A 26,107-nucleotide genomic window follows, 5' to 3' on the forward strand; every position below is an offset into this window, starting at 1 on the left:
TAAACTTTTTCTCCATGACCACCGACGATTTTGTCAGGCAGCAGCGAAGTCAAAGCATCAAAGCAAAAGCCACCGAGCTAGGTTTTGATTTTTGCGGCATATCGACGGCCACTTTTTTGGAAGAAGAAGCCCCTCGGCTAGAGCATTGGCTCAATCAACACCGCCACGGACAAATGCACTACATGGCCAACCATTTTGACAAACGCCTCGACCCGCGCAAACTGGTCGAGGGTGCCAAGTCGGTTATTTCGGTATTGCTCAATTATTACCCCGAACAGCGCCTCCCCGAAGGAGAAAATGACCTAAAACTCTCCAAATACGCCTACGGAAACGATTATCATTTTGTACTAAAAGACAAAATGAAGGAGTTGGTGGCGCAGTTGCAGGAAGAAATTGGCGAAATCAACGGGCGTATTTTTGTGGATTCAGCTCCCGTAATGGACAAAGTTTGGGCGGCCAAAAGTGGTTTAGGTTGGGTAGGGAAACACTCAAATTTACTCAACCGCGACATGGGCAGTTTTTTTTTCATCGGTGAAATCATCTGTGACCTTGATTTGTGGCCCGACGGGCCCGTTCGGGATTATTGCGGCACTTGCACGCGTTGCGTAGATGCCTGCCCTACCGACGCCATCGTGGAGCCGTACGTGGTCGACGGCAGCCGTTGCATTAGTTACTTTACGATTGAACTCAAAGAGGCTATCCCCTCAGAAGCAAAAGGGACATTTGAGAACTGGATTTTTGGTTGTGATATTTGTCAAGATGTGTGTCCGTGGAATCGTTTTTCCAAACCGCACCAAACACCCGAGTTCAATCTGCATCCCGAGTTGGCCGAATTTACCAACCGCGATTGGGAAGAAATCACGCAGGAAGTATTTCAGGAAATCTTCCGCCGCTCCGCCGTTAAACGCACGAAATTGGAAGGAATACAACGAAATGTGGCGTTTGTACGGGGAGAATGAGTGCTATTATTGGTCATTATCTACGATTTTACGGCCAGAGGCCTACCAATAGCCATCACGGCTCGGGCCGCCCCGTCGCGAGACGCGAGCGACTGCGACCATTCTACTCCAACTCCGTCAATTCCAGCATTTTGGATTTACGGGTCAGCAAATGAATGATACCCCACGCAATCAGGTAAGTACAACCGCAAATGGTAAAGATGATATTGTACCCGCCCGCGAGGTTTCCGGCGGCTTTGTAGGTGTCCAACAGACTGCCGATTAGCATCGGAAAAAGAATCCCCCCCAACGCGCCCGCCATCCCGCCAATGCCCACAATGGAACTCACGGCTTGCTTGGGAAACATGTCGGACGGTAATGTAAATACGTTGGTCGCCCATGCCTGATGCAACGCCACCGCAAAGCTAATCAACCCAACCGCTACCCACACATTGGGCGCAAACTGAATAAAAATGACGGACAATTCAAGAACCGCAATCACCAAAATGACCATTTTTCGGGCTTTGATGACGGGCCAACCCCGCTTGATGAGTTGCGACGAAAACCAACCGCCGCTGATGCTTCCCACGGTGGTAGCGGTATAAATAAGCATCAATTCCAAACTCGGTTTTTTGAGGTCAAGGTTAAAAGTGGAGGCAAAATAAGACGGCAACCAAAACAGAAAAAACCAATAAATCGGGTCAATTAATCCCTTTCCAGTAATGTACGCCCACGTTTGGGGAAAAGAAAACAACTTCATCCAATTGACACTCGCTTTCTCGCTACTGTGCTGTTCTTCCTTTTCTTGACCGTTGACGATGTATTCGTACTCTTCCGTGGTCAGGCGTTTTTGTTTGGCTGGAATATCGTAATAGATAAGCCAAAAAATCAACCACACAAAACCGAGCGCCCCCGTAATCCAAAAAACTTCCTGCCAGCCGTAGGTCGTCAAAATCCAGGGTACAAGAATCAGGGCTACCACCACGCCCACGCTAGTACCTGCATTGAAAAGCCCAGTAGCCAACGCGCGTTCTTTTTTGGGAAACCATTCAGCCACCGTTTTCACCGCCGCTGGATAGTTTCCGCCTTCACCTAAGCCTAGACCCACCCGGGCCACGCCGAAACCGAAGGCACTGCGGGCTAGCGCGTGCAGCATTCCGGCCACACTCCAAAAAACTATGGTGATGGAGTAGCCATGCTTGGTCCCGATTTTATCAATCAACCAGCCCAATGCCAACAAACCAATGGCATACGCCGCCGTAAACGCCATGATGATACGCGCGTAGTCTGTTTCTGACCACGCAAATTCTTTTTCTAAAATAGGCTTCAACAACCCAATAATCTGCCGGTCTAAGTAGTTGATTGTGGTGGCGGTGAAGAGCAAAACCACAATCAACCAACGGTAGTTTTTTATTTTAGGGGCGCTCATCGGCGAGGGAGTTGTTTAATAAATTGTGAAAAATGTTGTTTGAGCTTTTGCCAATCTTTTTCTTGAATCAACTTTTTATCCAACAATTGCCCCCCCATTCCTACTCCGTCGGCACCCGCTTTTAAAAACTCAGCGATATTGTCCAAGCTCACGCCTCCCGTGGGCAGTAATTTGAGTTGATTCAGCGGTGCTTTCAATTCTTTGATGTAAGACGGCCCCATTTGCGTAGCCGGAAACACCTTCACCATGCTCGCGCCTAAACTCCATGCTTTAAAAATCTCGGAAGGTGTAAACGCCCCGGGAAAAATGGGTATCTCTTTTTTGACGCAGGCCTTGACTACTTTTTTATCCAGAATAGGCGTCACAATAAACTGTGCGCCTGCCTCCAGAGCCTTCTTCAAATCATCTTTTGTACACACCGTTCCTGCACCGATGTTCAGGCCATATTGTTCATTTTCAACGGCATACTCAATAATTTTCTCGGCATCGGGAGTGTTCATCGTGATTTCGATGGTGGTCAAACCCGCTTCCCGATACAGTGGCAGAATTTGCTTTACTTCTTCCAACGACAGTCCTCGAACGATACCAACGATGGGCGCTTTGTTAAATAGTTCCCACGAAAATGCAGTTTTACTCATAAAAATTAACAGTGAATTTGTGAATAGTGATTGTAATCAAGGCAAGGCAAACGCCACGTATTTGCCGCCAGGTTTTAAGTCATACCGGGTGCCTCCCGCCGCGATGGCAATGTATTGTTTTCCCTTGACCTGATACGTAATCGGCGTGGCAAAGCCACCCGCTGGTAGTTTATATTCCCACACCACTTTTCCCGTTTTTGTATCAAAAGCCCGCAGTTTTTCGTCGTAAGTGGCCGCGATAAAAAGCAGACCACCCGCCGTTACGAGGGGGCCGCCGTGGTTTTCGGTGCCCGTGGTCGGAATGCCTTTTTTTGCCAATTCGGGGTATTCTCCCAACGGAACTTTCCAAAGATATTCCCCCGTGTTCAAATCCACGGCATTCAGCGTGCCCCAAGGCGGTTTGATGGCTGGGTAATTGTCGGCATCCCTAAACTGACGAAATCCCTTATTTTGGTACAAAGGCGTATACGGAAAATCCCGCCCCGTTTTGGTCTCAACCGTCGTTACCCGATGTATATCATCGGACTTCGTAGGGGTTTCTGTTTTTAGTAAAAAGTGAACAATGGCTTCCCGGTCGGGCTTAGCAAGGTGCTGAAAAGACGGCATTCTGCTCCGACCCGTTTCGAGGAGTGTATTGATTTGTTGACGGGTAAGTTTTTTACCCACATCCTGCAAATTAGGATACGCCTGCGTAGTCGCAAGGGCGGTATTTTTGGCATCCATTGCATGACAAACGGCACAGTTAGTGGTAAACAATTTCTCGCCTTTGGTCAATGCTTCCGTGGTTTTTGGGGGATTGGTGGCCTGCATTTTCAACAACCAAAGCATATTATTGGCATTAACGTACATTATTCCGTTGGGGTCAACCGCACTGCCTCCCCACTCAGCGCCACCCCCGATGCCGTAATAAAGGGTTTCGGTCGTGCTCGGTGGAAGGTTTTTCAATCCTCCTCTACTTTTTTCAAAAACCGATTGCGCATACGACGCTGATGCTGGAGAAATGTTGGTCAAATCTGCTTTGGTAAATGTCTGATTGGCAAAGGGCGCAGGTTTTACGGGCACAGGTTGGGTCGGCCAAGGGGCTTCGCCGGGCAGCGCCGCAACTTTGGGCACGGGCACTTCTTTGATGGGAAAAAGCGGCTTGCCAGTGTCGCGGTCAAAAACAAAAATAAGGCCGTCTTTTGTGGCCTGCGCTACGGCATCCACTTTTAGGGAGCGACCGTCGGGGCCTTTGTGCATCACCGTAATCAGATTGGGCGGACAGGGAATATCGCGATCCCACAAATCATGGTGAACCGTTTGAAAATGCCAGAGGCGTTTGCCCGTTTCGGCATTGAGGGCAATAACGCAGTTGGCAAACAGATTGGTGCCTTTGCGCGCGCCGCCGTAAAAATCAACCGAAGGCGAACCCGTTCCCAAAAACACCGTGCCGCGTTTGTCGTCCAAAACCATACCTGCCCAGCAGTTGGCCCCGCCGAGTTTCTTATACGAATCTTTCGACCAAGTTTCATAGCCATATTCTCCCGGCAGCGGAATGGTGCGGAATACCCACGCCAATTTGCCAGTGCGCACATCAAACGCCCGAATATTGCCAGGGAGTGCGTCGCCGCCTTCCGAAACCGACGAACCCATGATGAGCAAATTTTTGAAAATGACACCGGGCGTTGTGGAACGAATGTTGAAATTATTAACGTCGTAGCCCAGTGTTTGCTGGTCGCCGAGCCCAGCGTGGAGGTCAACCAAGCCATTTTCACCGAAATCAGTTATCAACTCTCCCGTCAAAGCATTGACCGCCATGAGCTTAGCTCCGACGGAATACAGGATTCTTTTATCAGCACCATCTTCCCAGTATACTACCCCTCTGACGGGATGAAAATTGGGCTTTACTTCTGGATTGGAAAAAGGGTCATATTTCCACAATTCTTTGCCCGTAGCGGCATCAGCAGCAAACAATTTTAAGCGCGGAGTAGTCCCATAAAGAATACCATTGACCACAATGGGCTGACACTGAATGTCGTTGCCTTTGCCGTCGGGATTGTTGTTCTCGCCCGTATCGTACGACCATGTCAGTTGCAATTTATTGACATTATCCGCATTTATTTGGGTCAACTCCGCGTACCTACTTCCCGCGCTGTTGCCTCCGTATTTGGGCCAGTCGGTATTGCTATCGGTTGTTAGCTGAAACGCAGCTCCGCAAATCAATAAGGCAAAAAAACCGCCCAAAGCGTGTTTCCAATACTTCATATTTGTCTTTTTTCTTCCTTAAAATTCTACGGTTGTTAGGCGTTTTTTTAACACATGAGGTGCTCAAAGTGTTACACTGAGTTTCACAAAGACTGATTTGTTGGTAATCTTACACTACCTACACTCGAAACAAATCGGGCGTTCTAACGGGCAATAAACATATAATTAATTTTCCACTTTACTTCCTCCTGCGGCTTCACCGACAGCTTGATGTAAGGCTCTGGGCAAGAAGTGGTATGACAGGCCCAGTATACCAATTTTTCCAGAGGTTTATCTCCCTTAATTTGTACACTGGCACCCGTTTTCAGGTTTTGAATCAGGATGTCGTAATCTTCGGGCGTAGCGTCAAATCCCTTTACGCCGCTGCTAAATACATTCTCGCCCGGCGGCACTTCTTTGGTGAAAACGAGCATCCGATTTTCTGCTTTCACCACTGTACCAAACCCTTTGCCTTCGGCGCTGATTTCATACGGAAAAAGGGTTTGCATATTTGGGCCTGTTGGCTCATTGTCAATCATGAAGAAATTATGATTGTAGGTTTGAGTTTCGATGGGTTTTGTACCCGTATTTTTCAGGCTGTGTTCCAAAACCAATTCTGCCTTTCCTTTGGTGAGTTTTACGGTCTTACGATATAGATACCCGTAGCCCGCGGCATCAGTCAACTCATGCGTAAATTCCACTTTGTCTTTAAAGGTTTTCACCGTCCATTTTCCGCCATTTTTGAGGGTATAGGGCGTCAAAAAAGAGTAGGGTTTAGCATCGGGTTTGATGAGCGTTCCTACGCCGATTTTCAGAAATTCTCCGCCAACGGGTGCTTCGTTCATCCCTACGGCCACAAATTCTTCCACGGGGCCTGCAATGGCATCGTGCAGTTTGGGGTCGTAAGGGGCGGGATTCCAAATACCAAAATAACTGTGGCCCTTGTACTCTAGCCGAGGCATCACACCCGACCAATCAAAGCGGGTTCCCTGATAATACCCTCGCTGGGCATCGGGCAGGTATAGTTCGGCCTCAATCAGGCCATTGGAAATTTTGGCCGTGGGAAAATCTGCGGAGGCAATAAAACCTGTCCATCCGATTACCAACAGCATCAGGGGTAAAAATGTATGTTTCATATCAACTACCAATTATGAATAGAACCGTCGGGAGCCTTTAAAATAGGGTGTGGAAACTTGGTTTTTTCTTTTATTTCCATCACAAAGGTAGCTTTTTTGGGGTCAAACTTCACGCCCAAACCGGGGCTGTCGTTGAGGTACAGTTTACCATTTTTGAAGTTAATAAAATCTTCGTTGAAATACGGCGGACGTTCGGGTTCGCCCCCGCCGAGTTCCATCAAGCAACGCATGGGGCTACTCGCCCCCAACACGTGCACGAGGGCAGCCGTGGACAAAGGCCCCGTAAAATGCGGAATCATACCCACATAATGCGTTTCGCATATTGCGGCCAATTTCTTAAATTCACTGATACCACCCGTGTTGGGCAGGGTAAAGCGGGTGTAGTCAATCTGCCGATTTTCAATCAGTTCATTGGTATCCCAACGGTCCCCAAATTGTTCTCCCACCGCAATCGGCACTTTGGTCATGGCGCGTACGGTTTTATACACCCCAGGATTTTCAGAACGCACGATGTCTTCGACAAAATAGGGTTCGAGGTTTTCCAATGCCGTACAAATCTTAAGGCCGTCGGTCATGTCAAAACGGGTATGCAGGTCAATGGCCCACTTACCGCCCCCACCCACGGCTGCGTCGATTCGCTTGCAGAAGTCAATGGTTTTTTTGACATTTTCGTAAAAATCAAAAGGCTCGGTGCCATTTCCACCCGTAGGACCGATGCGGTACGAGCGTAAGCCTGCCGCGATGCAGTCTTGCGCTCGGCCTTCTTCCGTTGTGGCTTTGGAGGCACGAAAACCCGTAGCGTAACATTCGATGTAATCGCGGGTAGCACCGCCCAATAGTTCATAAACGGGCACGTTCAGGGCCTTGCCTTTGATGTCCCAAAGGGCCATTTCCAACGCGCCTAGTCCGTGGAGTTTTTCGCGGCCGGGTGGATAAAACATGCCACGATAAAGATACTGCCAGAGGTGCTCAATACGGAACGGGTCTTCGCCAATCAGCATTTGAGCGCATTGCTCAATCATATCTTTGGAGCCGCCTTCGCCAATGCCAATGATACCGCCGTCGGTTTCTATTTCAACAATGCCACGGGCTTGATTAAAAAGGGGTTTGTTGTAGCCGGGCGCTGCATAATAGCGAATCTTGGTAATTTTTAGCTTGGAAGCGGCCTCTGCTTCGTACAATGGCAATCCAATCGCCAGCGCAGTTGAGCCTAACACCGCCGTTTTTATAAAGTTTCTTCGTTGCATGTAGTAGCAAGGTTTGGATGGAAGATAAAAAAGGGCAAACGTAGTAACCCCTGCCCCTACGGTCGGATGATGGTTCCGTCAAACTTCCTTACCTGCCAGTTAGATTTGGTGGTGATGGGGTATTTGGCGGCTTCTTTTTCGTTGATATCCACCCCGATACCCGGCACTTCGTTGACCGACATGTACCCGTCTTTCATGGTTGGGCAACCCGAAAAAACCGACAGCGTTTTTTCGTTGAAAGAGACGGCCTCCTGAATTCCAAAATTCCAAACCGCCAAATCAATGTGAGCGTGTGCCGAGTGTCCCACGGGCGACACGTCTCCGGGGCCGTGCCAAGCCGTTTTGATATTGAACCATTCGCCCAGCCTCGCTACCTTCATGGCAGGCGTAATTCCCCCGATTTGGGAAACGTGGATGCGAATGTAGTCAAACCACTGGTTAACCATTGGTTCCACAAATTCATTGATATTATTAAATAACTCACCCATCGCAATCGGCACCGAAGTACTGGCCCTCAGTTGCTTAAACCACTTCATATTTTCGGGAGAAAAGGGGTCTTCAATAAAAAATGGGCGATAATCTTCCAATTTTTTAATCATGTTGATGGCATCCATCGGCTGCACCCGCTCGTGTATATCGTGCAGCAGTTCAATGTCGTCGCCGCAGCCCTTCCGCACGGTTTCAAACAATTTAGGGATAGATTTCAGGTACGTGCGCTCATTCATATAGTTGTCGGTTTCTCCGCCAAAACCTGCCGCTTTAAAATCGGGTTTTTGTTCGGTACTACCCACGGCGCCGTAGCCGCCCTGCTGGATTCGGATGTACTTAAAACCGCGCTCCATGATGCTTTTTACGCTCTCTACCGTGGCCTCAGGAGTGTTACCGTTGGCGTGTGTATAGCACGGAATAGCAAAACGAACTTTACCACCGAGCAATTGATAAAGCGGCATTCCCGCGCGTTTGCCTTTGATGTCCCAAAGGGCTTGGTCCAAACCACTAAGGGCGTTGTTCAGCACGGGGCCGTTGCGCCAATACGAACTCACATAAGCGGCCTGCCACATATCTTCAATGTTGTCGACGTCTTTCCCTACACAAAACTCATTGAGGTAGGTGTTGATGGCCACAATCACGGTAGCCGCGCGCTGGGTAAAGGTAGCACACCCCAAACCATAGAGGCCCGGCTCCGAAGTTTCGACTTTTACTACAATGAGATTGGAGCCTTGGGGGGCCGTAGCGATGGCCCTTACGCTCGTGATTTTGACGGGTTTCATCGCTTTGGCGTACGACGGCGTACCTTTTTCTTCCCGTGCTTGGGCGTTGGATACACCACCGAACAGTCCAAGGAGTCCGGCAGAGCCACCGAGGCCCAGTATTTTCATGGTTTCCCGGCGGTTTACATCTATTTTGTTCATTTTCAGCGTGCTAAAGGTTTATGAAAATAAAAGTCTTTTATCGTACTATTTTACTTTCAGCCTTTATTGACCCAGGGGATAAAAAGTAAATAGCCGCAAGACAAGGTCCTGCGGCTATAATTCTTAACCTAAACTAAATCGTATGAGAATCTTTTATCTATGAATACCTGCAAATGTCTACTTCATACTATTTGCAGTAGAAAGTCATTGTTGATTGATGGGACAAAGCTCCTGAAAAAAATCATGCGGCAAATCACCCTAATTGCGCCATTTTTAACCCATTATTTTCAGGGCAAAAGTAGTTTTCGGAGCTTGATGTATCTGCATTTTGGCTGTTAGGCTTTCTTTATGTTTTTTCCCCTCCCTAACAATAGGGGTAACCGTAAATGAGGGATATGACGATAGAATATTTCATTTTTTGGTCAGCAAGCGTCTTTCCCCAAAGGTGCAATTCTGCTCCATGCTTAAAATATTCGCCTTTTTTGGGCAAAATCCAATTTCATATTTAGATAACATCGCCACTGATAAACCCCTATAAATGGGTGATTTTTAACAAAATTGAATTGGAGAACTTTGTTGTCAGCAATCGTAAAAGGTTGCTCACAACAGATTTAAAAAACCAAATTTTCCATTCATTTATGAAAAAAAATTTATTGTTCCTGATGCTTGGGGTTTTCCTGAGTGTCATCCACGGCCATGCTCAAAATCGCACCGTTTCGGGCAAAGTGACCGCCGCCTCCGACGCAACCCCACTACCGGGCGTTAACGTCGTTATCAAAGGCTCTGCCACAGGCAGCACCACCAACTCCGACGGGACCTTCCAAATCCAGGTTCCCAACAACGCCACGCTGGTATTCAGCTTTATCGGTTATTCCTCCAAAGAAGTGGCCGTTGGGGCCCAGACCACCATTAACGTTATTCTGAGCGACGATGTCAAGCAATTGACCGAAGTGGTGGTAACGGCCGTCGGGATTGAGCGTAGCAACAAATCTCTGGGCTATTCGGTGGAGCGCCTCTCGGCCGACAAGTTGGTGCAGAAATCAGAACCTGATGTGTTGAAAGCCATGCAGGGCAAGATTCCAGGGGTCAACATCAACGGCTCAGGAGGGGCAGCGGGGAGCTCGTCCCGGATTACCATTCGGGGAGCCAACTCTTTTTTTGGAAGTAACCAACCCCTTTTTGTGGTGGATGGCATTCCGTACAACAATGACCTGAACGAAAGCGGCAATTTCCGTGACAACGGTGCGGCCTTTTCTAGCCGCATCGCCGACCTTGACCCTAACAACATCGCCTCTATGACGGTCTTGAAAGGAGCCGCCGCTGCTGCCCTCTACGGAACCCGCGCCGCCAACGGGGTGATTGTAATCACGACCAAATCGGGCACCAACAAGCTGTCAAAGAAAGGATTGGAAATTACGTACAATACGTCCTACTCGGCCGAGAAAATCGCGAGCTATCCTGATTTCCAAAACAAATATGGCTCGGGTTCGCAGCAGGTCTACGCCAACGCCAACGGAACTTGGGGGCCAGCATTCGGCCTAGGCCGCACCTACAACGCGGCGGGCGGTTGGGCCAATTCTACCGCCCCCGTCGACTCCATCCCGATTTGGGTTGGCTACAACACCTACGCCACCAACTACCCTGCACTGGCCGCGCAATACGGCCTGCGCCCCGGCGGAAACGTGGCGTATCAAGCATATCCCGACAACGTGAAAAATTTCTTCCGCACGGGGAGTGTCTACGAAAACTCGGTCAGTATCACGGGTGGCGGCCCCAAAGCCAGCATCACATCGGTGATTTCGCGTACCGACCAGCAGAGCTTTTTCCCGGGGTCGGGTTTTGAACGAACCAACATCAGCGTGGGCGGAAATTCCACCCTCGACAACGGCTTTATCGTCGGAGCCAACTTAGCTTATACCAACACCCTTCAGAACAGCCCGCTTTTTGGGGGTGACGGAACCTCTCCCCTAGCGCGGATGTTTCAACAACCCCGCAACTGGCCACTCGACCAGCTGCCCTACGAAGACCCGTTTGGCAATGGCGTCTTTTTCTTCCCGTTTGGGCAGGCCGACAACCCGTATTGGTCGGTTAATAACAGCATTTTTACGAGCAAAGTAAACCGTATTGCCCTGAATGGCAGCATTTTGTACGACATTACCAATTGGTTGAACGTGACCTACAAAGGAGGTTTCAACAGCTACAACGACAACCGTTTTCAGCGTATTTCGGCGGGTTCGCTGTCGGGTGCTCAGGGAGTGGGAAGTATGCAGTTTGACGCCATTGAATTTCAAGAACAAGACCACAACCTGCTGTTTAATCTCACGCAAAACCTAACCTCGGACATTAATCTGAGAGCCATTGTGGGCGCCAACTACAACCAACGCGGCAACGACCAAACGAGCGTAAACGGGTTAGGCATTGTCACCCGAGGCATTGATTTGATAACCAACGTCAGTACCGTAACGCCCAATACTGGAAATACGGGCATCAGCAAGCGCCGGATGTACGCGGCCTTTACCGACATGACTTTGGGGTACAAAAATTACTTATTCTTAAACCTCACGGGCCGCAACGACTGGTCGTCTACCCTGCCGGCCTCCAACCGCAGTTATTTTTACTATTCTGGCAGTGCTTCCTTCATTTTGACCGAGGCGTTTAATATAAAATCGAAAGCCTTGACCAGCGCCAAACTGCGATTGGGTTACGCCAAAGTAGGCCGCGATGCCGACCCTTACCAAACGCTCAATACGTTCAGAATCAATTTTGGAGAAAGCTCTGGACAAACGGGCTCCACCCGCTACAACGATTATCCTTTCAACGGTCAGCCGGGTGCGTCGGTGGCTTCTTCGGCCTTTGACCCCAACCTAAAACCTGAATTTACGAAAGAGATTGAACTCGGAACCAACCTTGAGTTTTTTGGCGGTAGGGCCGTGATTGACTTTACGTACTACAATCGTCTCAGTACCGATATTATCGCCCGTCGTTCGTTGCCGCAGTCGTCGGGTTATACTTCTTTTGTGACCAACTTCGGCTCGATTCGCAACTCAGGCATCGAAGCGGGGATTACCTTGGTTCCAATTCAACTCGCCAATAGTTTTAAATGGGATATTTTCGCCGCTTACACCCAAAATAAAAACATCGTAGAATCACTGGCCGACGGCGTCGAAGAAGTGACATTGCGCAATATTTTTACCAACAACCCGATTCCCGTGGTTCGCCCCGGCGAGTGGTTTGGGGTATTGCGGGGAACGGCCGTGGCCCGCGACGAAAAAGGTAACGCCCTCATCAATCCCAATACGGGCCTGACCATTCCTGACATCCAACAGAAAATCATCGCCAATCCCAATCCCAAATTTATTTTGGCAGTAACCAACACGCTGAAATACAAAGGATTTACCCTCAGCGGTGTGGTCGATTATCGCCACGGCGGCGACCTGTACTCGTGGACAAACCAGTTTTTGTTGGGTCGTGGAGTAACACAAGACACCGAAGACCGCGAAGTGCCTAAAGTAGTGGCGGGCGTTTTGGGCGATGCCAATACCCTCAAACCACTGCTCGGCGGCGACGGACAACCCATCCCCAACAACATTCAGGTGATGGAAAACAACCTGTGGTTTCAGGCGGCGGGCGGTGCCTTGGCCATCAACGGCCCCAACGAATTTTCGGTATGGGATGCATCCGTGGTCCGCTTACGCGAAATCACCTTGGGATATTCTTTGCCAAAAACGTTGTTGACCAAAACGCCATTTGGCGCCGTAAGCCTCACATTGAGCGGCCGCAACCTGTGGTATTTTGCGCCCCACTTCCCCAAACACGCCAACTTTGACCCTGAAGTCAACACGTTTGGAAACACCAATACCCAAGGAATTGACTTTTTCTCGGCTCCGTCCGTGCGTCGTTTCGGGGTCAATTTGAGCGTTACATTCTAAACGGAATACAGAAAATGGAAAATGCAATCGTAAATCCAAAATTCTGTAAAACGGACCAAGGTAAATGACTACATCACTTAATTCTGCAACACAATGAACCGAATAAATAATTATATAAAATATGCCATGCTGACGGTGGCCATGCTGCTCCTGAACGCCTGTAATCTCGACATCAACACCGACCCCAACAACCCTTCGGCAGTCTCGACGGCCCAGTTGCTGACCAATGCACAATTGGACATCGTCAATTCGATTGGGTCAGGGCCTCCCGGATTGTCCAACCCTGCGGGCGTTTTTGTGCATCAGGTAACCCAACGCAGTACCAATGACCAATATGCCATCACTGGGCAGGATTTTTCGGGAACGCAGGCCTGGGCCAACCTCTACCGCGCCATCCAGAACCTAAATGTATTATCTGACCAAGCCACTGCCAATCAACAATTTACCTACGCTGGGGTGGCCCAGATCATGAAAGCGCTGGCGTTTAGTTACATGGTCGATGTATGGGGTGATGTGCCGTTTACGGAAGCCAGTACAGCGGCCAAAATTCAATTTCCGAAGTTTGATAAGGGGCAGGATATTTATCCGCAGCTCTTTACCCTGATTGATGAAGGAATTGCCAACCTCGCCAAAGCGTCGGCACTTAGCCCTCGTACCGATGATTTGATTTACGCGGGCAATTTGGTGCGTTGGCGGCAGTTTGCCAAAACTTTAAAACTAAAACTGTATAACCAAATTCGGTTGGTCCAAAATGTAAGTGCGCCTGTCAATGCGCTGATTGCAGAAGACGACTTAATGAAACCCGGCGGGAATTTTTCGCTGAACTACGGCACCTCAAGCGCCCCCGACAACCGTCACCCTGCGTTTAGGGAAGATTACAACATCACCACCACGGGGCGTGACAATTACATCAGCCCGTATTTTCACGAAATCTTGCTCGGAACGAGTACGCTCAACCCCATTTTGACGGGCATTCAAGACCCCCGGATTCCGTATTATTATTTCAATCAGCTTTCGGCGGCGCGTCCCAACGCCCAAAACGCGGTGGAATATCGCAACGGCAACTTTGTTTCTATTTACTTTTCGTCGCAAGGGCCCAACCAAGGATTTGACCAATCTTCTTCCATCGCAATCATTGGGCTTTACTACTGTGGAGGGCGTTTTGACGACGGAAATGGCGTAAGCGCCGCTGGGGTAAGCGGAGCTTCCGCGCGCGGCGACGGGCCCCAACGTATCTTGCCGTATCACTCGCACCTATTTACCCGGGCCGAGTTGGCCCAAACGGGGGTAAGTACTGGAAATGCCAAACAGCTTTTCAGCGACGCCATCAACGCGGCATTTGCCGAAGTCAACGCTGCCGCCGCCCGGGGCGGAGCGCCTGCCATCACAGCGGCCGCCATCAAAGAATACGTAGATGCGGTGTTGGTGAAGTACGACGCGGCTAACGACAGCGGTAAATTGGAGCTTATCATGACCGAAAAGTGGATTTCCAATTTTGGTTTTGCGCTTGAATCGTACAACGATATTCGTCGGACGGGTTTTCCAAAAATTTATGACCCCAACACCGACGGCATCGCCTTTACCAACGTCAACCGGGGATATCCGCAATCGTACCCCTACCCCACTCCCGGAGAGCTGCAACTGAACCCCAATGCCCCCGCACAACGCGTGGTTGCCAACGATAAAGTGTTCTGGCAAAAGTAGTTGTCTCTTGAAGAGTAACTCCTCATTTGTTAATCAATAATGAAAAAAAACATGAAAAATAGCGTAAAAATATCCTTTGTTGGCGCATTACTGGCCGTCGCTTTTTTGGGCTGCGAGCAGAAAAGCCCTATTCCTGAAATTAAAAACGGTGCCCATTTCGTGGCATTGCCCGACCCACTACCCACGGCCGTTACCGCCGCCAATGTCAACACTATTACCGTACCATTGACAGGTGTGACTTCGGCTTCTATGAGTTTTACCACCAAAAGCCAAAACGCAGTTGAAATTGAGAAAGTGGATGCGTACGTCAGCCACGTCAGAGGAACCGTCGTTACGCCAGCGGCTACGACAAGCGCCCCCCACGGAGTAATGGTAAAATCCATCACGGCACTCAACGGAAAAGAGCAAATCTCAGTCAGCGAGTTACTGACCAAGACGGGATTTGCGACCGCCAATTTGCGCGCCAACGACCGTATTCGGGTGCGTTTTGTGGCCACGATGAAAGATGGCCGGGTATTTTCATGGCAAAATTCAGGGCCGGGAATCACCGTCAACCCACTCGGCAGCACCTTTACGCCACTGCTTGATGTGTTGTTACAATAACACAAAATCAAAATAAACTTGGCGGCCCGTGGATTTGCGGGCCGCTTTTTTTATGTCCTGATTTATTGATACACCAAAATTATGCACATACCAACCTGTTGATATACAAATATTTACCAGCAAAAACATATTCATTCCATTCAATAAATGAACGATTTTAAGTAGGCAGTTGTAATATATACAATTACAATTAATGTATTTACAGATATGAGCTTACTTGAAAATTTGCAGTGGCGCTACGCCACTAAGAAAATGACGGGAGAGAAAATTCCGCAGGAAAAAATTGACTATATACTGGAAGCTATACGCCTGTCGCCCTCCTCGTCGGGTTTGCAACCTTACGAGATTTTGGTCATTACAAATCAGGAATTGAAAGAAAAAATACGGCCCATCGCCTTTGACCAAAGCCAAATCACGGATGCTTCGCATCTGTTGGTTTTTGCCGCTTGGGATAAATATACCGAGCAACGCATCAATAATTTCTTTGCTTTTTCAAACGCCGAAAGAGGCCTGCCCGACAGCGCCACCGATGCCTACCGCACGCGGTTGATTACGATGACCACGACCCAAACACCCGAACAAAATTTTGCGCATACCGCCAAGCAATCAGCCATTGCCTTGAGCATTGCGATGCTGGCAGCGGCCGAACAAAAAGTAGATGCCACCCCGATGGAAGGTTTCAATGCAGCAGCGCTGGATGAGCTTTTGGGCTTGAAAGACAAGGGATTAAAAAGCACCGCCATCCTAGCTTTAGGCTACCGCGATGAAGCAAACGACTGGTTGGCAAAACTCAAAAAAGTAAGAACTCCTAGCGAGTTGCTGTACACCCACTTGAACTAATAAACTCTTTACGGGTTTATAGTCAACACTTTACCTGTGTTTTTTAAGTAGTACTTATGCTCTCTGTTTCGCCGCAGAGAGCATTTTTTGTATTCATGAGGCAACACCCTGAACTGACGAAAGAAATCCCACACATCGGTGTAAAAAACGGGTATTACTTAAACTGCCGCCCTTTAATTATTCCTCTTCTAAAGCTTCCAACACATCCATCAATTCCCCGAATTCTTTGTAGCCCGGACGAATTTCGTCGCTTCCGCGCAGGGCAATGCCCGCAATGTTTACGTCATCAAGGAGAAAATCTGCATTGTCGACGGTGACTCCGAAGCCTAATAAAATGGAAAAACGAGCGGCCAAGGTGTTCAAAAATGAGGGCCAGTCGCCATCTAAAGCGGTGTCTGAACTTGATTCGAGCAAAAAATACGTCGCGTAGGCCGTGTAATTGGTCATGATTTCTTCAATCGTATCGGCATCCTGATCGGCTTCTATGCGGAGGATAAGGGGCTTACTTGTTTCACTTTTGAGCCAAGGCAACAATTCGGCATGGCTCACTTGAATGGCATCGGGTTGGTACTGAATCAACCTTTCCAGCAAGGTCTCGGCCTCAAGGGAGTCGGTTTCGGCCACAATTTGAACCCCCGATACCCAAGAACGAATATCTTGAAAACGCTTTAAGTCAACGTAGGTATCACTTGTTTCATCAATCGAAAATCCAAGCATCTCAACCCCCATCCCCGCACAATAGCGGGCGTCGGACAGGTTGGTAACATTACTAATTTTTACAATGGTTTTTAACATACTTCCATAAAATTGAGGAACAAATATACGGCTGAAAATGAGAAATCACTGCGGGAAATGCCCCACAGTGATTTCTCTACGAATTTACTTACGCCCGCAATTACCTTCTCCTTACTTCTTTTTAACTTTTTGGATGGTAAACGGAATGCACAAATCTTCGGGACAGCAATTGACACCCAGCTCAATGATGATCGGGCAACAGCCATTGGCAGGGCAGGTCTGATTGGAGGCCGTGAATGTATACGTTCCTAATTCGGTCAATAATACGGTGTTGCCAGCGGCAATCGGGGCTGTTCCTCCGTCTTTAAACCATTGCACATTGGTTAAAAACGCTGGGACATTGACCTCCACTTTTTCAGTTGGGCACAGCTTGAACGGAACCGTAAAACACTGACTTTCGATGTCATCCTCTCCTAGTTTGCCATCTCCTGGGGTGGAGTCAATGTCTTCCTCATTGGTCTTGCTGATTTCTGCCGTGTTAAAATGAACCCCTTCCTGAACGGCTTTTACTTTGTACGTCAGCGTGACGGTGTCGCCATCGGCTCCTGTATTGGCCGCTATACTGCCAATCGTCCACGTTATCACATTTCCATTGATGGTTGCACCGCCCCGGCTCGCCACAAGACTACCCGCTACAAACTGTACCGTCGTGGCAATGCTATCGGCCACTTCCACGCCCGTGGCCGCCGTGTTGGATTGATTGAAAACCTTAATCGTATACGTCAGCGTATCGCCGAGCTGGGCTATCTTGGTATTGATGGACTTCCTAAGCGACAAATCTACTTCAACGGTACAGTTTTGCGCGTTGACGGTGGCGGCTACCCGCCCAGTACTGATGGCGGCTGGACAACTAGCATCGGTGCTGCGGGCCTGTGCGTAGTAGACGGTGTCGCCCGTGATGCTTCCCGCTGGTTTATAGTTGAGGCCTGTAAAGACCGCCACACCGCCGGAGGAAGCTGTAAACCACTCGACCGTGGCCAAACCAACGACAGTTGCTTTGATGGTCGGGAAGGTATCGCCAATACAAGCCGTTAAACTTGGGGTAATTAATACGGGTAATGGTGGAGTACAGTTACAATTGGGGCCCGTAATCAGGGTGTCGAATTTACACACCGCACTCAAGCTATCGGTGATTTTCAGCGTAGCTCCCGACGGAATACCCGTAACGGTGTAAGGATTATTGCCCGTCAATACGCCTTTGTCAACTTTTACCGTACCCATTTTATTCGTTACATTGAAATTCAGGCTGTAGGTTTGCACGTCGGGCGAACAAACAGGCGCCGACGTCAACGTGACGCTTGATTTGATACAAGGAACCACCAAGCCTGCATCAATCGTCAGATTATTGGTTGCTAAGCTATCGGCGGGTGTCGTTGGATTAAAGACGGGAGCCAGCTTAATGACCTGGCTCAAGCCCGTAGCGGGGTCAAAGTCAGAGTCTTTCGTATCGTCGCTTGGAGTATTTTGTTTGGTTGTAATAACACAGGTATCTGGTAAACTCGTTGGGTCGATTTCGACGATGTAGTCGCCTGCGGGCAGATTGCTGAACAAATACAATCCGTCATTGTCGGTGGTTTTTGTTTGCAATACAGCTCCTGTTTTGGTGCCTCCCGAAGCTGCGTACAAGTTTACTTTTACGCCTGCCACGCCTGTTTCAGCGGGCAAGTCCTGCAAGCCGTTGTCGTTGGTATCTTTCCAAATCAAATCACCAATGCTACCCACTGGCTTGTCGCAGGCGGGGGCCGTGACTTCCACAGAATCTATACAAACTCCGTTGGTCACAATCAATCGCACACCTGCGACCGTCAGCGGTATGTTGGCCACTGAGTCTCCAGTTACGGCAATGGCCGCACCTGAGGCGATATTTTTGGCCGTCACAACCGCACCCGAAGGCGATTTAGTAAACTTGATGGTGTAGGCCGTACCGTTTTGACGACAAGCAGGAAAACCACTGTTGACTACAACAGCGGCCTCTTTCACCAAAGCTTTCACTGTGACAGTGGTATCTTTGAAACAATCGTTGTCTGCGTTAAACACCCGAATGGTCCATGTCGAATCGGCTGTGTGACTTATGTTATTTTTCAACACCATCGGCAGTGCTCCTACCGCCGTGGCTGCCACATAGGCTGGACCTGTATAGGTATTGCCTTTACTGATACCGTATTTATCTCCATTGGTGGCCGTCAATTCGATTTTGCCGGGTAGGATGCAAGTAGGGTCGGTGGCTACTACTGTGCGCGTGGGGGGTGTACATACGGGAGCACTTCCACAATCTGTTATTGAACAATCGACGGTGTAGACAACCGCTGTCGCTTGATTGTTGGCATTCACTACATCAAAGGCATTCCCAGCGGTATTTTGATCACAAAACTTCATGTTTGTACCGTTAAAACCACCACTGACCGAAATGGTACTCGTGCCGTTTAAGACCACTATTCGTCCATTCGTTCCCGTTACTTGTTTGTTGATTGTCAGGTTACCATCTTCAATGATGAGCGTACCTTCGTTCAATTTACCTGGCCCGTTAAAATTCACATTCCCCTTCACTTTCATACATCCACTATTGATGTATTCTTTTCCCGGGCCTTTATCTCCGACAATAAACTCACACGCAACTGAGCCAAAGTTACCACAAATTGTTTCGGCCAACCCTTCATTCAAAAAAGCCCCATGATTATAGAAGTAACGGCCAATCGTAATCTTGCCGCTAGCGTCATTATAAAAACGAAAGGCTTCTTCATTCTCTAAGTTGGACACCGTAAAAATGCCGTAATTCTCAAAAGTATTGCCATTGCCAATCTTAAACAAAGACGTGACAGTGGCAGTCATTATCGACGTCGGAGTGTCGTTATAGAGTTGAAAAGTACCTTGATTGTTGATAGCAGAAGTTGCCGTCCAGGTCATAGTACTGCTGTTGGTAATAATTACTCCTGAGCCAAACCCCTGTGAGTCGGTGTTAAGCGTGGCCCCCGCCTGATTATTAACCTCCATTGTGCCACCACCGTTGATATTATAGCTACCATTCATGTTGAACGTACCATAATTGTTGATGACGAGGTTTCCACTAACGTTAAATCCAAAGGCTTGCGTCCATGATACCCCTGGCGATATACATATCGTATTGACCCCCGACCCATTGAAATTGATGTTTAATCCAGTGGGTGCGTTTCCAGTAATACATAGCGTTTCTCCGCCATTTAAGGTAAAGTTGGTACTTCCTGAACCATTATATGTGTAGGTACACGTACCAGGGCATTGGGCATGAAGACTTAAAAAGGTACTAAAAAATAATAAAAGGGTAAACGGTATTTTCATGATTTTAGGCTTTTGCATATTCCATAAAAACATACCAACTATCCTGCCAAAAAAAGACAAAAAGCTGACAATAAATATGCCCATTAATGCCAAAAATCAATAAATAGGAACATAAAAACCTAAATATCAGGATTTTATATTCCAATAAGTCCAGAAAATTTAAGTACAAAAAAAGGTATATATTTTTTCAAAAATATATACCCAATAAGTTTATCCCTACCTAAACCGTTTCTTTCAATAAGTTATTAATTAGTTATCAGAATCCATGCCAAATAGCATTTTCATCAACTCTGTTTTGAAATGACCACTGGCATTGTAAATAAGTTATTACTACGTTTTTTCTCTTTATAAATCCTCGAAGGGTCTATTTCTATCTCTAAAAAGTATTGGCCACTTTTCAATCCTTTGGGCAATTGAATGTATTGCCCTTCATACATCATCCCGTAGGTATCGTAGCCCCCAACGCTAATTCCCTGCTTTTTAGATTTGCAGTCTACGTAATTACCCATTCCATAGTTGGGGAGGTTCTTTTGTCCAAAATTCACCAAGTCTACTTGGCACAAGCCATCATTATTACAAATTCCTGAATCAAATAAGCAATAACTCACTTTTCGGCTTTTACCAATCACCACTTTTTTATCGATAAGTCCCTTTTTTTGCTTTTTAATCAATCTAAACTCCACCCATCCATCAACATGAAAGTGATTATGACCGGGCTGGTCGTCGAAGTAATTGGTGCCCGCTTCGTAGTCATACCATTCGATTTTATCCCCCTTTTTTTTATATACCCGCTGGTACAATTTTTGCCTTGGAAAAGCCCCATCGGCGCATTTTGAAGCCGAATCCACGAGGGTATTGCCACAGTACCATTCTCCTTTGCCAATCGTTTCGAGGGGGCCGTCGCCGATATTGGCAATTGATGCCGCAAAACGCAATTGACCCGGATAGTAGGGGTCATCTTTGGGGTATTCTTTCCATTGTGTCTGCGTAAATGTAGGAAGAATGACAAAATCAGGTAAAAGTTCGCACGATGCGCCCTCATCCCCACAAGTACATCCCGCTCCATTTTCGATACTACATGGCCCTTTTGCTAAGCTGGGCATGGGATTTGGGGAAAACTCAAGGGTAAAGAAATTCAGGCTTCCTCTTAGCCCCGTCTTCAAATCTGAAATGAGTAGTTTCCAAGTACCATTGGGATTGGTTTGATTGTTCAGAAATTCAAAACGTCCGTTGGGCGTATATTCTCCCTCAAAAGGCGCTTTCCCATCCTGAATATACCCAGAAAAACCATTGGCTCGAAAGCAGGTTCCGTTGTAATTGCCCCCCACATCTCCCCCGTTCCTATTACTCAGCCAAATACTTGCCCCAGAGGGATTAATAAGTTCAATTTTAAGGTCGGATACTCGACCGTGGGTAATGTCAAAGCAAACTTTTGTCAAACCAAAATTAGTATCTATTTGCGGGGGCAGTCCCTTAATTTGGACAGCAAACGTATCTGCAAGCTCTTTGCCGTTAAAATCAGCTATACGGCCTCCCTGTGCATAAAAACTCTGTGCAAAAGTGTCATTAACCAATGTCACCCAAAGAATCAACGTACCAACAATATGTACAATAACAAATCTCATTCGTCGGAAATACTTTAAAGAAAGGCCACGCAGGAATCTAAACGCGTGGCATAGTCACAACAAATAAAGTTCAATAAGATGTTTCAAAACTTATTTGGAAGCACTCCCAAGAAATATCAAATTGAATTCTTAGTCGCCCATAAAAAAAACCTTAAATGCCTTCACCCACCGACACTTCGGCCCGTAGCGTAGATTTGGCTCGACCTCTAAACACGCCCGTGACGGGGGCAATCAGCGCTGGGTCGGCAGAGGCCGCTAAATGTATGTGATTATTAATCACCGCGTTGCCTTCTGTTGGGTCAAATCCCCTCCACCCAGCTCCGGGCAAAAAGACTTCGGCCCAAGCGTGCAAATCATGCTCTTGGAGGGCATTGCCGTACAAATAACCACTGACAAAACGAGCGGCAATGCCCAACGCGCGGCAACAAGCCACAAATAGCTGCGCAAAATCGCGGCAAGTGCCTTTGCGACCGATGAGCGTGTGCTCTGGCAACATCGGAGGGCCCACCTCACGACGCTCGTACACAAAATTTTGAGAAATATCGCGACACAATGCGGTCAAAAAAGCAACGGTCTTCCAACGTTCGGAAGCCGCCGTTTGACGCGCATATTGCTCCACATACGTAGTAACGCCTTCCCGCACCAGATACGGTTGAAGCAGTTTTTTGAGTGGCTCGGGGTATTGAAAAGGAATTTGCTCGGTTTCGAATGGAAACAGCACAAAGCCAAACAAATTAAAATCATCGGAGCGTACTGCCATCTCGACCGACACGTTCAACCAAGAAGTAGCTTCCCGAAAATAGGCTATCCGCTGATGATTTCCTTCGGCGTCGATGTTTTGAACCAACATGGAGGGGACCGGGTCAATCGTCATCGTATAACTGACGATTTGTTGGTGCGGATACGCTTTGGGATAAAGATAAAACGTATGTGGTTCTAAAATTACCGATTCAGAATACGTGTAAAATAGCCGATGACTGACGTTCAGAATCATAGGGTTGAGCCTTTCTTTCTCAATATACTTAAAACACAACGGCAGGGAAAATCCCTGCCGCTACTTTAGACTTTTTCACGTAGTTTTTCAAAAACTGGGTCCATCCAGTCGTTGGGTAAACGCTGGACGGAATTTTGGAGCAACATACTCCATTGCAAAGACAGGTGGGCCAAATCATCTTTCTGAAAACGATGCTCCGTAACGTGAAAACTATCACGCTCGTACATCACCACGTCAATCGGATAATCTACGTCGTTGGCACTTACCCGGGTTGAATCAAAGGATAAAAAACCCACTTTTAGCGCCTCTGCCAAAGAAGAACCATACTTCAAACTCCTGAAAAGCAACGGCTTACCATAATTGGAATTGCCAATCACAAAGAAAGGAGAGGTTTCACCCACCTCCACCCAATTGCCTTCGGGATAGAGTAAGTACAGCATGTGCTCACCATCATCTTCTAATTGTCCGCCCACAATCGCGTGTAAATTGAACCTCAACCCAGCCGCATCCAGTGCTTCTTTGTCTTCGTGCGCCACCCGACGAACCTGCTGCCCAAAGGCATTTACGGCCTTGTATAGTTTATTAAAACTATGGTCCTGTTCTTCCAGAACTTCCCGAAAATACGTCACCGCTTTGTCACGTACCGAACGCAACCCCGACGTCATGATAAACATCGAGTGGTGCTCCAACTGGTGAACGGAGATTTTTTTATTGGTACTGACCTCGGTGCCCGAAGTGAGCCGAGTGTCGGCAATCGCCACCAAGCCTGATGCGACTTTAATACCAAGACAATACGTCATAATCTTATCAATAAAAAAGTAAATTCAAATGCACTTATCTTGGCAACAATGGATATTTGTACCAAAAATCATTGACTGAATACAGAAAGAGGAATGAAACGCTTCCTTACTGTTCAACAGGTTTTATATCAAAATAGGTTTCAAAAATACTTTTACTTACTTCATTCCCTCTGATTTGGAACTGATCAAGGTATTGGTGTAAGCCCAATTTAAAAATATCTTCCACTTCCGTAAATTCTATTTCTGAACGGAGCTTGCCCATCATTTTTTCGGCTTGATTGCTGAAACGGTTGGTAATTGGTGTTCCTGATATTTCGTACAAAGATAACTCGGCTTGACGAATACAATGCGCCATTGCCCGCGGAAAAAGTTTGTCCAAAATCAAAAACTCTACGATATGCGTTGGGGTAAGCGTCTGGTACTGTTGACGATACATATTGTAGGCGCTTACTGATTTAAGCACGGCCGTCCACAAAACCAGCTCCAATGTACTACCCGTAACGTCAGAATCAGGCAATAATGTAAAGTAAGAAACATCCAAAAAGCGTGAAGTTTTGTCGGCGCGCTCCATAAAACGCCCCAATCGACCAAAATGCCAAGCCTCGTTTCGCGTGATGGTGGCATCTACTACGCCGTAGTAAAGTTGGGTTCCATTGCGCACCTGCGTATAAAAATTCTGCATGTGGTTGAGGTCCCATTCTGACTGAGGCTTTACATCTTTAATCCACAGGTAAAGTTCATTCAGGTTTTCCCACATTTCTTTCGAAATACACTCCCGGATGGTCCGACCGTTTTCACGGGCCAATAATAAGCAACTATAAATCGAGTTGGGGTTTCGCTTATCAAACGTCATAAAATTAATGACATTCTCACGGGTAGGTTCGTCGTAGTGTTGATAAAAAAGGTAATTGTCGGCAGTTGCAATCAAAAGAGGCTCCCATTGTTCGTTCACATTGGGAGGTAAATCAAATGCCAAATTAAAATTGACTCCTATGAAGCGTGCATAATTTTCGGCTCGCTCGATGTAGCGATTCATCCAATAAATGGAATCGGCAACGCGGCTTAACATGGCCATATCAGTAAGGTGGGGGTTGGTTTATTGACAATCGCTAAACTAATGCAATAATCCGATATTTGGCAACTTTTGGCTGGAAATGTTAAGGCTGAAGCGATAACGGAAGGGCAAAAAAACGTTTTAATACCCAATAAGGCATTAAAAATCAACTAATTAATACTAAAACAACACGTCGAAGAAACCCAACTTACGGCTTCTTCGACGTGGAATATTTATTTTGTCGAAAACTTATAAACCGTCTTGGTTTTGTAAACTTCTCCAGGGCGTAACACTACGCTTGGGAACGATGCTTGGTTGGGAGAATCAGGGAAATGCTCGGTTTCGAGGCAAAAACCAGAGCGTTTTGTGTAGGTAACGCCGTTTTTACCCGTAATAGAGCCATTCAGGAAATTACCAGTATAAAACTGCACGCCCGGCTCGGTAGTAAATGCTTCCAATACCCGACCCGACGTAGGCTCGTATACCGTGGCGGTCAGGGCAAGCGAATCTGCCCCCTTATTGATTACCCAGCAATGGTCATAGCCACCGCCGAATTTGATTTGCTCATCTTTCGGGTCGTCGATACGCGCACCGATTTCGGTCAGTTGCAGAAAATCAAAGGGTGTACCTTTCACGTCCTGCAATTGTCCCGTTGGAATCAGGGTTTTGTCAACGGGCACAAATTTATCGGCATTCAACTGTACCTGATGCCCCAAAACGTCACGCTTCCCGCCCGTCAGGTTAAAATAGGTATGGTTGGTCAGGTTGACAATGGTAGGTTTGTCGGTAGTGGCCTTGTACTCAATTTCTAGTGCGTTGTCTTCGGTCAATCGGTAGGTTACTTCCGCCGAGAGAGCTCCCGGAAAACCTTCATCGCCATCGGGGCTGGTGTGGGTCAGTTTCAACGTTTTGGTATCTTCCAAAATCTCGGCTTTCCAGAGTACTTTGTCAAATCCGACTTTGCCACCGTGCAGGCTGTTAGGGCCATTGTTGGCCGCCAAAGTGTAAGTTTTTCCGTCAAGGGTAAATTTGGCATTGCCGATGCGGTTGCCATAACGCCCCACCAATGCCCCAAAAAAAGGACTGGCTTTTAAGTATCCGCTCAGGGAGTCATACCCCAAGACCATGTCTTCAAAGACGCCATTTTTGTCGGCGGCAGTCCAATGGGTAATCAACCCTCCGTAATTTGTAATTTTAACTTCTGTACCTTTTGAATTACGAAGCGTAAAATGGTCGGCCGTTTGGCCATCGGGCAATTGCCCAAAAGTAGTTTTTGTAATCGTGCTCATAGTATCAACAGAGGTGGTTTCGGCTTTCTGATTGGAGCCACCACAGGATAAAAATAAATACGCAATTGTGCAGAATGACAACAGGGAAACAGCAAGTGGACGCATAGAAATCGGATTTAGTAGAACCCTACAAAAA

Annotated in this window: 18 protein-coding genes; 5 read left to right on the forward strand and 13 right to left on the reverse strand. The window is 47.6% G+C overall.

Annotated features, from left to right (window positions below; genetic code table 11):
• Positions 1–14 precede the first annotated feature (14 nt).
• Complete coding sequence (queG, locus tag NCI00_RS22105; protein ID WP_253531324.1) at positions 15–959, forward strand: tRNA epoxyqueuosine(34) reductase QueG; 945 nt, start codon at positions 15–17, stop codon at positions 957–959.
• Between the two features lie 103 nt (positions 960–1,062).
• Here queG and NCI00_RS22110 read toward each other — a convergent pair whose 3' ends face one another.
• From NCI00_RS22110 to NCI00_RS22135, 6 genes are all read right to left on the reverse strand, one after another.
• A complete protein-coding gene (locus tag NCI00_RS22110) occupies positions 1,063–2,367 on the reverse strand; it encodes an MFS transporter (protein WP_253531328.1) in 1,305 nt (434 codons plus the stop codon).
• Complete coding sequence (locus NCI00_RS22115) at positions 2,364–3,005, reverse strand: bifunctional 4-hydroxy-2-oxoglutarate aldolase/2-dehydro-3-deoxy-phosphogluconate aldolase (protein ID WP_253531331.1); 642 nt, start codon at positions 3,003–3,005, stop codon at positions 2,364–2,366. Before NCI00_RS22115 ends, NCI00_RS22110 begins: the two co-directional genes overlap by 4 nt.
• 36 nt (positions 3,006–3,041) lie before the next feature.
• On the reverse strand, positions 3,042–5,249 hold the full coding sequence (locus NCI00_RS22120) for an outer membrane protein assembly factor BamB family protein (RefSeq protein WP_253531333.1): 2,208 nt from the start codon (positions 5,247–5,249) through the stop codon (positions 3,042–3,044).
• 143 nt (positions 5,250–5,392) lie between these two features.
• Entirely contained in the window at positions 5,393–6,364 is a 972-nt protein-coding gene (locus tag NCI00_RS22125; RefSeq protein WP_253531335.1) for a hypothetical protein, read from the reverse strand.
• 5 nt (positions 6,365–6,369) lie between these two features.
• Positions 6,370–7,611 (reverse strand): mandelate racemase/muconate lactonizing enzyme family protein, encoded by a 1,242-nt coding sequence (locus NCI00_RS22130; RefSeq protein WP_253531337.1) that lies wholly within the window; start codon positions 7,609–7,611, stop codon positions 6,370–6,372.
• Between the two features lie 56 nt (positions 7,612–7,667).
• On the reverse strand, positions 7,668–9,023 hold the full coding sequence (locus NCI00_RS22135; protein WP_253531339.1) for an enolase C-terminal domain-like protein: 1,356 nt from the start codon (positions 9,021–9,023) through the stop codon (positions 7,668–7,670).
• Between the two features lie 638 nt (positions 9,024–9,661).
• On the opposite strand from NCI00_RS22135, the gene NCI00_RS22140 reads away from it, so the two are divergent.
• The 4 genes from NCI00_RS22140 to NCI00_RS22155 all read left to right on the forward strand — a co-directional run bounded on the left by NCI00_RS22140 (position 9,662) and on the right by NCI00_RS22155 (position 16,099).
• On the forward strand, positions 9,662–12,952 hold the full coding sequence (locus NCI00_RS22140) for a SusC/RagA family TonB-linked outer membrane protein (RefSeq protein ID WP_253531340.1): 3,291 nt from the start codon (positions 9,662–9,664) through the stop codon (positions 12,950–12,952).
• Between the two features lie 93 nt (positions 12,953–13,045).
• Entirely contained in the window at positions 13,046–14,656 is a 1,611-nt protein-coding gene (locus NCI00_RS22145) for a SusD/RagB family nutrient-binding outer membrane lipoprotein (RefSeq protein ID WP_253531341.1), read from the forward strand.
• Between the two features lie 51 nt (positions 14,657–14,707).
• The gene (locus NCI00_RS22150; RefSeq protein ID WP_253531342.1) at positions 14,708–15,259 is read left to right on the forward strand and encodes a hypothetical protein; all 552 of its coding nucleotides are present in this window, start codon (positions 14,708–14,710) and stop codon (positions 15,257–15,259) included.
• 207 nt (positions 15,260–15,466) lie between these two features.
• On the forward strand, positions 15,467–16,099 hold the full coding sequence (locus NCI00_RS22155) for an NAD(P)H-dependent oxidoreductase (RefSeq protein ID WP_253531344.1): 633 nt from the start codon (positions 15,467–15,469) through the stop codon (positions 16,097–16,099).
• 177 nt (positions 16,100–16,276) lie between these two features.
• Here the strand turns inward: NCI00_RS22155 and trpF are convergent, their stop codons facing one another.
• The 7 genes from trpF to NCI00_RS22190 all read right to left on the reverse strand — a co-directional run bounded on the left by trpF (position 16,277) and on the right by NCI00_RS22190 (position 26,076).
• The gene (gene trpF, locus NCI00_RS22160) at positions 16,277–16,894 is read right to left on the reverse strand and encodes a phosphoribosylanthranilate isomerase (RefSeq protein ID WP_253531346.1); all 618 of its coding nucleotides are present in this window, start codon (positions 16,892–16,894) and stop codon (positions 16,277–16,279) included.
• A 111-nt stretch (positions 16,895–17,005) separates the two neighbouring features.
• Positions 17,006–20,209 carry an SdrD B-like domain-containing protein gene (locus NCI00_RS22165; RefSeq protein WP_253531349.1) on the reverse strand — a complete coding sequence of 1,068 codons (3,204 nt, stop codon included), beginning with the start codon at positions 20,207–20,209 and terminating at the stop codon, positions 17,006–17,008.
• Between the two features lie 284 nt (positions 20,210–20,493).
• Positions 20,494–21,834 (reverse strand): proprotein convertase P-domain-containing protein, encoded by a 1,341-nt coding sequence (locus NCI00_RS22170; protein WP_253531353.1) that lies wholly within the window; start codon positions 21,832–21,834, stop codon positions 20,494–20,496.
• A 151-nt stretch (positions 21,835–21,985) separates the two neighbouring features.
• Positions 21,986–22,828 carry a transglutaminase family protein gene (locus tag NCI00_RS22175; RefSeq protein ID WP_253531357.1) on the reverse strand — a complete coding sequence of 281 codons (843 nt, stop codon included), beginning with the start codon at positions 22,826–22,828 and terminating at the stop codon, positions 21,986–21,988.
• Between the two features lie 65 nt (positions 22,829–22,893).
• On the reverse strand, positions 22,894–23,628 hold the full coding sequence (locus tag NCI00_RS22180; protein WP_114463022.1) for a proteasome-type protease: 735 nt from the start codon (positions 23,626–23,628) through the stop codon (positions 22,894–22,896).
• A gap of 106 nt (positions 23,629–23,734) precedes the next feature.
• Complete coding sequence (locus tag NCI00_RS22185; protein ID WP_166560782.1) at positions 23,735–24,697, reverse strand: alpha-E domain-containing protein; 963 nt, start codon at positions 24,695–24,697, stop codon at positions 23,735–23,737.
• A 218-nt stretch (positions 24,698–24,915) separates the two neighbouring features.
• The gene (locus NCI00_RS22190; RefSeq protein WP_253531360.1) at positions 24,916–26,076 is read right to left on the reverse strand and encodes an aldose epimerase family protein; all 1,161 of its coding nucleotides are present in this window, start codon (positions 26,074–26,076) and stop codon (positions 24,916–24,918) included.
• Positions 26,077–26,107 lie beyond the last annotated feature (31 nt).

Origin of the sequence: Runella salmonicolor, assembly GCF_024158025.1 — a bacterium.
Taxonomy (GTDB): Bacteria; Bacteroidota; Bacteroidia; order Cytophagales; family Spirosomataceae; genus Runella; species Runella salmonicolor.

Excerpts from the sequence above, each read along its gene's own strand:
- NCI00_RS22130 (WP_253531337.1), bottom strand. The coding sequence starts at position 7,611 with ATGCAACGAAGAAACTTTATAAAAACGGCGGTGTTAGGCTCAACTGCG.
- NCI00_RS22125 (WP_253531335.1), bottom strand. The coding sequence starts at position 6,364 with ATGAAACATACATTTTTACCCCTGATGCTGTTGGTAATCGGATGGACA.
- NCI00_RS22190 (WP_253531360.1), bottom strand. The coding sequence starts at position 26,076 with ATGCGTCCACTTGCTGTTTCCCTGTTGTCATTCTGCACAATTGCGTAT.
- NCI00_RS22170 (WP_253531353.1), bottom strand. The coding sequence starts at position 21,834 with ATGAGATTTGTTATTGTACATATTGTTGGTACGTTGATTCTTTGGGTG.
- NCI00_RS22150 (WP_253531342.1), top strand. The coding sequence starts at position 14,708 with ATGAAAAATAGCGTAAAAATATCCTTTGTTGGCGCATTACTGGCCGTC.
- NCI00_RS22145 (WP_253531341.1), top strand. The coding sequence starts at position 13,046 with ATGAACCGAATAAATAATTATATAAAATATGCCATGCTGACGGTGGCC.
- NCI00_RS22155 (WP_253531344.1), top strand. The coding sequence starts at position 15,467 with ATGAGCTTACTTGAAAATTTGCAGTGGCGCTACGCCACTAAGAAAATG.
- NCI00_RS22140 (WP_253531340.1), top strand. The coding sequence starts at position 9,662 with ATGAAAAAAAATTTATTGTTCCTGATGCTTGGGGTTTTCCTGAGTGTC.
- NCI00_RS22185 (WP_166560782.1), bottom strand. The coding sequence starts at position 24,697 with ATGTTAAGCCGCGTTGCCGATTCCATTTATTGGATGAATCGCTACATC.
- NCI00_RS22110 (WP_253531328.1), bottom strand. The coding sequence starts at position 2,367 with ATGAGCGCCCCTAAAATAAAAAACTACCGTTGGTTGATTGTGGTTTTG.
- NCI00_RS22180 (WP_114463022.1), bottom strand. The coding sequence starts at position 23,628 with ATGACGTATTGTCTTGGTATTAAAGTCGCATCAGGCTTGGTGGCGATT.
- queG (WP_253531324.1), top strand. The coding sequence starts at position 15 with ATGACCACCGACGATTTTGTCAGGCAGCAGCGAAGTCAAAGCATCAAA.
- trpF (WP_253531346.1), bottom strand. The coding sequence starts at position 16,894 with ATGTTAAAAACCATTGTAAAAATTAGTAATGTTACCAACCTGTCCGAC.
- NCI00_RS22175 (WP_253531357.1), bottom strand. The coding sequence starts at position 22,828 with ATGATTCTGAACGTCAGTCATCGGCTATTTTACACGTATTCTGAATCG.
- NCI00_RS22115 (WP_253531331.1), bottom strand. The coding sequence starts at position 3,005 with ATGAGTAAAACTGCATTTTCGTGGGAACTATTTAACAAAGCGCCCATC.
- NCI00_RS22165 (WP_253531349.1), bottom strand. The coding sequence starts at position 20,209 with ATGAAAATACCGTTTACCCTTTTATTATTTTTTAGTACCTTTTTAAGT.
- NCI00_RS22135 (WP_253531339.1), bottom strand. The coding sequence starts at position 9,023 with ATGAACAAAATAGATGTAAACCGCCGGGAAACCATGAAAATACTGGGC.
- NCI00_RS22120 (WP_253531333.1), bottom strand. The coding sequence starts at position 5,249 with ATGAAGTATTGGAAACACGCTTTGGGCGGTTTTTTTGCCTTATTGATT.